The organism is Anaerolineae bacterium (assembly GCA_016931895.1).
Classification (GTDB): domain Bacteria; phylum Chloroflexota; class Anaerolineae; order 4572-78; family J111; genus JAFGNV01.
Genome location: JAFGDY010000276.1, coordinates 1 through 7,237, shown reverse-complemented (window position 1 = coordinate 7,237; position 7,237 = coordinate 1). Strand labels below are relative to the sequence as shown.

The 7,237-nt window shown below is 52.5% G+C and carries 6 protein-coding genes; 3 read left to right on the top strand and 3 right to left on the bottom strand.

Annotated elements, in window-relative coordinates; translation table 11 throughout:
* Nucleotides 1–461 precede the first annotated feature (461 nt).
* From hpt to JW953_21175, 3 genes are read right to left on the bottom strand one after another with little or no spacing between them, the layout of a single operon-like run.
* Nucleotides 462–1,013: a hypoxanthine phosphoribosyltransferase gene (hpt, locus tag JW953_21185; GenBank protein ID MBN1995217.1), complete on the bottom strand. Its 552-nt coding sequence runs from the start codon at nt 1,011–1,013 to the stop codon at nt 462–464.
* Nucleotides 1,010–1,396, bottom strand: coding sequence for a hypothetical protein (locus tag JW953_21180; protein ID MBN1995216.1), 387 nt, complete (start codon nt 1,394–1,396; stop codon nt 1,010–1,012). Before JW953_21180 ends, hpt begins: the two co-directional genes overlap by 4 nt.
* A 24-nt stretch (nt 1,397–1,420) precedes the next feature.
* A complete protein-coding gene (locus tag JW953_21175; GenBank protein ID MBN1995215.1) occupies nt 1,421–2,008 on the bottom strand; it encodes a cytidylate kinase-like family protein in 588 nt (195 codons plus the stop codon).
* Between the two features lie 234 nt (nt 2,009–2,242).
* Between JW953_21175 and JW953_21170 the strand changes: the two genes are divergently transcribed.
* The 3 genes from JW953_21170 to JW953_21160 all read left to right on the top strand — a co-directional run bounded on the left by JW953_21170 (nt 2,243) and on the right by JW953_21160 (nt 7,186).
* Complete coding sequence (locus tag JW953_21170; GenBank protein ID MBN1995214.1) at nt 2,243–3,538, top strand: AI-2E family transporter; 1,296 nt, start codon at nt 2,243–2,245, stop codon at nt 3,536–3,538.
* A gap of 36 nt (nt 3,539–3,574) precedes the next feature.
* Nucleotides 3,575–4,870 carry an anaerobic sulfatase maturase gene (locus tag JW953_21165; GenBank protein ID MBN1995213.1) on the top strand — a complete coding sequence of 432 codons (1,296 nt, stop codon included), beginning with the start codon at nt 3,575–3,577 and terminating at the stop codon, nt 4,868–4,870.
* A gap of 63 nt (nt 4,871–4,933) precedes the next feature.
* Nucleotides 4,934–7,186 carry an AAA family ATPase gene (locus tag JW953_21160; protein MBN1995212.1) on the top strand — a complete coding sequence of 751 codons (2,253 nt, stop codon included), beginning with the start codon at nt 4,934–4,936 and terminating at the stop codon, nt 7,184–7,186.
* Nucleotides 7,187–7,237 lie beyond the last annotated feature (51 nt).

The following is a 7,237-nucleotide window of genomic DNA, read 5'->3' as shown; positions in this document are numbered from 1 at the left end:
AGAAAATAGCCTGGACCCGATAAATTTTAACGACCAATTTTTATTTCGTGCTCAAAAAAGTGTCAACTAAATTGTGAACCATCCCCAAAAATTGAATGAAAAATTTTAAGGTTGGGGTATTGACTTGGGCCCATAAATATGGTAACTTAGTACTAGAGGGTTCCGAAGAATTGGAAAATCCTTTAAAAAGTAACCGAAAAATAACCCTAATAAACAGGTGAGCCGACCTGGAAACAGGCGTCAAACGTAAACTGGGGAAACGGCAGAAATGCCGGAAAACCAGAAAGCAGCTAAAGAATTTTAGTTGAAAGTTTAAACAGGGGTCTTTTGAGGAAACTCAAAAGTAAGTAAGTTACTAAAACAAGGGGATGAGAAGGTTAGTCGGGGCCCTCTATAAATTTTAAACAAAAAAGCCCTGGGATATGACAGGGCTTTTTTTATTTTTCTCAATCTTGCGCTTCCTATTCTGGCTCGTATTTGACAATATAGGGCAAATTCCGGTAACGCTCTTTAAAATCAAGGCCATAGCCGACCACGTAATAATCGGGGATCTCAAAACCAACGTAGGCCGGGTCAATGTCAATAATGCGGCGGCGAGGGCGATTGAGTAAAATACACACGTTCAGGCTGGCCGGTTCGCGCAGGCTGATGGTGCGCATAATAAAGTGAGTGGTGAAGCCGGAGTCAATAATATCCTCAAGGAAAAGGACGTGCCGGCCGGCCAACGGTTCGCTCAGATCTTTGGTCAGTCTAACTACACCATGCGTTTGCTCGGTGGGGCCGTAACGAGAAATGGCCAGGAAGTCAACCGTAACCGGGATGGTGATGGCCCGGAGCAAGTCGGCCATAAAAAAAAACACCCCCTTTAGAATCCCAATAACCACTAAATCTTTGCCAGCATAGTCGTGGCTAATTTGGCTGCCCAACTCGGCCACCCGCTGCTGAATTTGGGCTTCGGTGAGCAGGATTGGCCCGATGTCGCCGGGCCAGGGGAGGGAAGGGGGCACGGTCATTCTCCTTTATTCAGGCTCTGGGGCTGGGGGCCAATCAGGGCTTCATCGTCGTCCAGTCCATATTTGATCATCATGGCCTTAAAATCGGAGCGATTGAGGAGCTTGATATTAATGTTGGGGTAAAGCTTGCGTAACCGGCGCAGTTTCCGGTGTTTTTTGGTCATGAGTCTTTGTTCCATGGTGGTCAACTCAATGTATAAGTCCTGGTCCGGCAGGTAAAAGTCGGGGCTAAAGGCTTCCACCATCTTACCTTCGCCGTCCCACTGTAGGGCAAAGGTTTTTGGCTCATATTCCCAACGAACCTGGTAAAAATCCAGGATACGGGCAAACTCTGCTTCGCTGGGGTGGGCAAACACTACTTCTGGGAGAACGTCGTCTGTCATAGGGTTATCTCGTCTGGATTGGATTCAAGGGCTGGCCGGTGTGGTATTGGGGGTTTCCAACTCCCGGTACGTCTGCACCACCAAATTGACGGCTTGAGGCAAGGTTAACAGGCCGGTGTTGATAACCAGATGGTAAAGGGTTGGATCATCCAGGTGCTTGCCGTAATTTTTCCATAAATAGCGCGTCCGAACCCGGTCGCTCTGGGCCAGGCAGATGCGGGCTACATCGGGCGGGAATTGTTTCTCATGTTGCAGCCAGGCCACGCGCACTTCCAGGGGAGCCACTACCCGCACGTGCAACACCCGGGGGTGGTTGTGCAGAATAACTTGCCCGCCTCGCCCCAGGATAATGACCTGCCCTTCGCTGACCAATTCTTGCATAATGTGCTCAACCTGGCCTTGATAAGCCTGCCGTTCTTTGGTGGTGGGCTTCAGGTTAAAAAAGCCCAGTTCGTCAATTTCGGCCAGGGCCACGTGTGACGCGCCGGCGGCCAGGGCAGCCTGATTGATTAGTTCATACCCAACCAGTCGCCAGTTGAGTTGCCCGGCAACTTGTTGGGCCAATTCATCCCCTTTACTGGCCATTTGCCGAGAAATTGAAATGGCGCTCATCGTCGGCCCCCGAATGACAAATTATTCATTGCCCCCAAATTATATCACGAATTGCCTCTGAGATAAACCCCGCTCAAAAGTGACCGCCAAATACACAATAATCTTCATTGTCGGGTTCGTATTTACCAGGCTGCTACATTTTTGTAATGTTTGTACCAATAAATAGCGCGTTCAAAAGAATAAGTTTATAATTTACCCACGAGCACGATCATATCCCTCTAAACGGAGCGGGCAATGAGTACAGAATGGAAATTAACCACCAAATATATTGTTGGGATTGGCCTGGCCTTATTTGGCCTTTACGTGTTGTATCTGGCTCGCTCGGTTATCCCTCTGCTCATCATTGGGGCGCTGATTGCTTTTTTAGTGCGCCCCATCATCAGTTTTCTTCACTACCGGCTTAAGGTCCCCTGGGGTGTATCGGTTTTGCTAACGTATCTGTTGGCCACCATTATTATTCTCCTGGCCCCTTTAATCTTTGTGCCGCCTATTGTTGATGCGGTTAATTTTTTACTGGGGCTTGATTATCAGATTTTGTTTGATAGCAGTCTGAGATGGTTAGAAAATACGTTATTGGGCCTCAAAGCATTTCCACCCCATATAATGGGCTATGGGATTAATCTTGATTATATCATTAACCCGATGTTAGCCGCTATCCAAAATACCAGCCCTGTCATTACTCCGCAAGCCCCATCGCTATCGGTTATTATGAACTCTCTGGGGTCCGTGTTTACCACCAGCTATGGGGTCGCCGTGGGAGTGATTGGCTCCGTTCTTTCCGGCATCATATCTTTTGTTTTTATGATTTTGTCGGCGGTCTATTTTAATCTCCATGCGCATCGTTTGTATAACTGGTTTTTGAACATCACGCCCCCAATCTACCGCCCTGAAATGGCCATGCTGCTCAACCGGCTCAGAGTGGTTTGGGAACGTTTCTTTAAAGGCCAGGTGTTACTGATGGTGGTTGTAGGCGGGTTGGTCTGGCTGGGGGGAACAATTATCGGTTTGCCCGGCGCTTTTGCCCTGGGCATTATTGCCGGGTTGCTGGAAATCATTCCTAACCTGGGGCCAACGTTGGCCGCTATCCCGGCCGTTATTGTGGCGCTGCTGCAAGGCTCCACTTATTTGGGTGTCAATAATTTTGTTTTTGCCTTAATTGTCATTGGTTTATATATGCTTGTGCAGGCCCTGGAAAATAATCTCATTGTGCCCAAAGTGTTGGGGGATGCCGTAGACTTGCATCCGCTGCTCGTTTTTATCGGGGTTATTGTTGGCGCAACAGTATGGGGCATTTTAGGAGCGCTGTTGGCCGCGCCGATTATTGCTTCAATCAAAGAGACCGTCAGTTATTTATACCGCAAGGTCTTGGGAGAAGACCCTTTTCCGCCTGAAGCAACGCCCGAACAACCGGAGGCTTCATGGCCGGCGCCGGACAAAATGATAGACAAAATCCGGCAGTTATGGGGCCGGGTTGCGTCACCGCCAACATCGGAATCCAACCCGCCTTCTACGGATACCGAGCCGGAATAGTTCCATAGCGCAGAGATAACCCTAGGAAGATTCCCCGTGTCAATTGCCCCCGCGCCGCCCGCCTGCCATCTTTTGGCCAAACCCACCGGCGCCATCTGTAATCTGGGTTGCAAATACTGTTTTTTTCTTTCAAAAGAAGCCCTCTATCCCGGCAGCCGTTTCCGCATGCCCGATGACGTGCTGGAGCAATACCTACGCCAATATCTTGAGACTCAACCGGGGCCAGAAGTCACCATCTCCTGGCAGGGCGGTGAACCGACCCTCATGGGAGTAGATTTCTTCCGCCGGTCGGTAGAATTGGCCGAAAAATACAAAAAGCCGCACCAGACCCTTCAATACGCCATGCAAACCAACGGCACCAAACTGGACGACGAATGGAGCGAATTTTTTAAGGCGCACAACTTCCTCATCGGCATCAGCATTGACGGCCCCCGCAAACTACACAACGCCTACCGGGTGGCCAAAAGCGGGCAAGGTTCATTTAACCAGGTGATGCGGGGTTTGCAGTTTTTGCAAAAGCACAAAGTTGATTACAACATTCTTGCCACCGTTCACGCCGCCAACGCCGGCCATCCCCTGGAGGTGTACCGCTTTTTCCGGGACGAATTGGGGGCGGAATTCATCCAGTTCATCCCCATTGTGGAACGGGATAATCAGACCGGTTTTCAAGAAGGCCACAAAGTCACCGCTAGATCAGTGACGGCGGAGTTGTACGGCAACTTTCTGATTCAAATCTTTGACGAGTGGGTCAAACGGGACGTGGGCCGCATCTTTGTGCAAATTTTTGACGTGGCTTTGGGCGCGTGGCTGGGCACGATCCCTTCCTTATGTGTTTTTGCGCCTACTTGCGGCAATGCCCCGGTCCTGGAGCACACCGGCGATTTGTACGCCTGCGACCACTTTGTGGAGCCAAACTATTTTCTGGGCAACATCACAGACACACCCCTGATAGAACTGGTGGCCTCGGACAAGCAGCGTAAGTTTGGCCGGGATAAACAGGACCTGCTGCCCCGTTACTGCCGGGAATGTGCAGTTCGTTTTGCCTGCAACGGGGGGTGCCCCAAAAACCGCCTCCTCAATACACCCGACGGCGAGCCGGGCTTAAATTACCTCTGCGCCGGTTATAAAGCCTTCTTTCAACACATTGACCGCCCCATGCGGATTATGGCCGACCTGCTGCGCCGCCAACGTCCTCCGGCTGAAATCATGCAAATTCTGGCAGTGGAAGAAACACAGCGGCAGGCCGCCTTTGCCCGGGCCAAACGCAACGATCTTTGTCCGTGCGGCAGCGGGCGTAAGTTCAAACATTGCCACGGCCAAACAGCGCGTTAAGGATATATTTTTACCCCCCAAATCTTACCCCTCTCCCCCATTCTGTGCTAAAATATCCCTGCTATGGATTTGTTTGAATACTCTCGCCAACAACAACTGGAAAAAGAAGCGCCGCTGGCCGCCCGCATGCGTCCCCGCACCCTGGACGAATTCATTGGCCAGGAACACATTGTGGGGCCGGGGCGGTTGCTGCGCCGGGCCATCCAGGCCGACCAGCTTTCTTCAATCATCTTCTACGGCCCGCCGGGCACGGGCAAAACCACCCTGGCCCGCATCATCGCCAATACCACCCACGCCCACTTTATTGCCCTCAACGCCGTCTTGAGTGGGGTCAAGGACATTCGCGAAGCCATTGCCACGGCTAAAGACAAACGGGGCATGTTAGGTCAAAAAACTATTTTATTCATTGACGAAGTGCATCGCTTCAACAAGGCCCAACAAGACGCGCTGCTGCCGCACGTGGAAAACGGCACGGTCATTCTGATTGGGGCCACCACCGAAAACCCCTATTTTGAAGTCATCAAAGCCCTGGTCTCGCGCTCGCGCATATTTCAATTGCGCAGCCTGAATGAAGGCGACCTGCGGGCCATTGCCTGGCAAGCCCTGGCCGACAAGGAACGGGGTTATGGCCGGCTCAAGGTCAATTTAACCGACGAAGCCCTGGAACACCTGGTCAATGTGGCCAACGGCGATGCCCGGGGCGTATTGAACGCCCTTGAATTGGCCGTGGAAACCACCCCGCCCGACGAGTACGGCGTGATCAACATCACCACCGCGGTAGCCGAGGAGTCTATCCAGCGCCGGGCGGTGTTGTATGATAAAGATGGCGACGCCCATTTTGACACCATTTCCGCCTTCATCAAGTCGCTGCGCGGCTCCGACCCCGACGCCGCCCTCTACTGGTTGGCCAAAATGGTTTATGCCGGCGAGGACCCCCGCTTCATTTTCCGGCGGATGATTATTTTTGCCGGGGAAGACGTGGGCCTGGCCGATCCCCATGCCTTGCGCGTGGTTGTATCGGCAGCGCAGGCGTTTGATTACGTGGGCCTGCCCGAAGGCCGCTTTCACCTGGCCGAAGCCTGCCTCTACCTGGCCACTGCGCCCAAAAGCAATTCCGCTATGGCCTTTTTTGACGCCCTGGCCATGGTGGAGCAAGAGCGTGAGGCCGACGTGCCCAACCATTTGCGCGATAGCAGCCGCGACTCCCAAGATTTTGGCCACGGCGCCGGTTATCTTTACCCCCACGCCTACCGCGACCATTGGGTGGCCCAACAATATTTGCCCGACACATTGCAAGGCCGGGTTTTTTATCAACCCGGCCACCAGGGGTATGAAGCCTCTATCCAGGCCCAGGTCTCCCGCCAGCGAGAGGAACAGTTGGCCGCCATGCTGGAAGCGGAACTATCGCCAATGTTGGCCGTGGGCCGGGCGGGCAAAGGCCCGGCGGCGCAAAATCGCTGGCTACAGCGGACCTTGAGCAATGTGGGCCAACAACTGGGGCAAATCCGCGACCGAATTTTTGCCCTGGCTAAAGTAGAGCGACACGACCTGCTACTAGACTTGAATGGAGGAAGTGGGTTGTTGACCTGGGAAGCGGTGCGCCGGGCGGCAGTTGGCGGGGTGTGGGCCTTGGCGGCCAACGAACAAACGGCCCAGGCCCTCATTCAGCAGGCCAACAATTTGGATAAATTGGAACGCCCGGTGATTTTGGCCGGAGCCGTATTTGATTTGCCGGAACTGATCAAAGCCACGGCCAATGATGCCCCCTTATCCTTTAACGTGATTATTGGGCGCAACACCTTTACCCGTCTGGCCGATAAAAGGGCGGCGGCGCAAATCATCGCCGCTTTGCTTAAACCTGAAGGGCGGCTGGTTCTGGCCGAAACTGTGCCCAAACACACGCAACGGTTATACCAATTGCTTGACCTCTCGGCCCTGGCTCCCGACTTGGTTGAACGTATTGTTGCCGCCGAAGAGGCCATCTACACCAACCCGGCCGACTCTATGGTCAACTGGGATGGGGCCGATTTAAAAACAATTCTGACCGAGGCGGGGCTGTTAAACGTGAACGTAACCGAAGAGACGCTTGTTTCACAATTACAGATTGGCCCGGAGCAAATAGAGCGCTGGTTTAACCAGGATACGCACACCGAACGCCCTTCTTTTGCCCAGCATCTGCGCCAAAAAACAGGCGGGGCCGGGCTGACCCTGGCGGAAATGAAAAGCTTAAAAGGTGTCTTTGAAAGCCAACTACTGGGGCAAGTGGTCAACTGGCAATCAAAAATTGGCTATGTGGTGGCCCACAAAACGTTTTAACGTTGAACGTTTGACCCTATTTTGACAATCTAAGCACTATCCATTATCCTT

What these genes read in the sequence shown, in the direction of transcription:
- JW953_21180 (MBN1995216.1), bottom strand. Translation starts at nt 1,396, where the DNA reads ATGACAGACGACGTTCTCCCAGAAGTAGTGTTTGCCCACCCCAGCGAA.
- JW953_21170 (MBN1995214.1), top strand. Translation starts at nt 2,243, where the DNA reads ATGAGTACAGAATGGAAATTAACCACCAAATATATTGTTGGGATTGGC.
- JW953_21175 (MBN1995215.1), bottom strand. Translation starts at nt 2,008, where the DNA reads ATGAGCGCCATTTCAATTTCTCGGCAAATGGCCAGTAAAGGGGATGAA.
- hpt (MBN1995217.1), bottom strand. Translation starts at nt 1,013, where the DNA reads ATGACCGTGCCCCCTTCCCTCCCCTGGCCCGGCGACATCGGGCCAATC.
- JW953_21160 (MBN1995212.1), top strand. Translation starts at nt 4,934, where the DNA reads ATGGATTTGTTTGAATACTCTCGCCAACAACAACTGGAAAAAGAAGCG.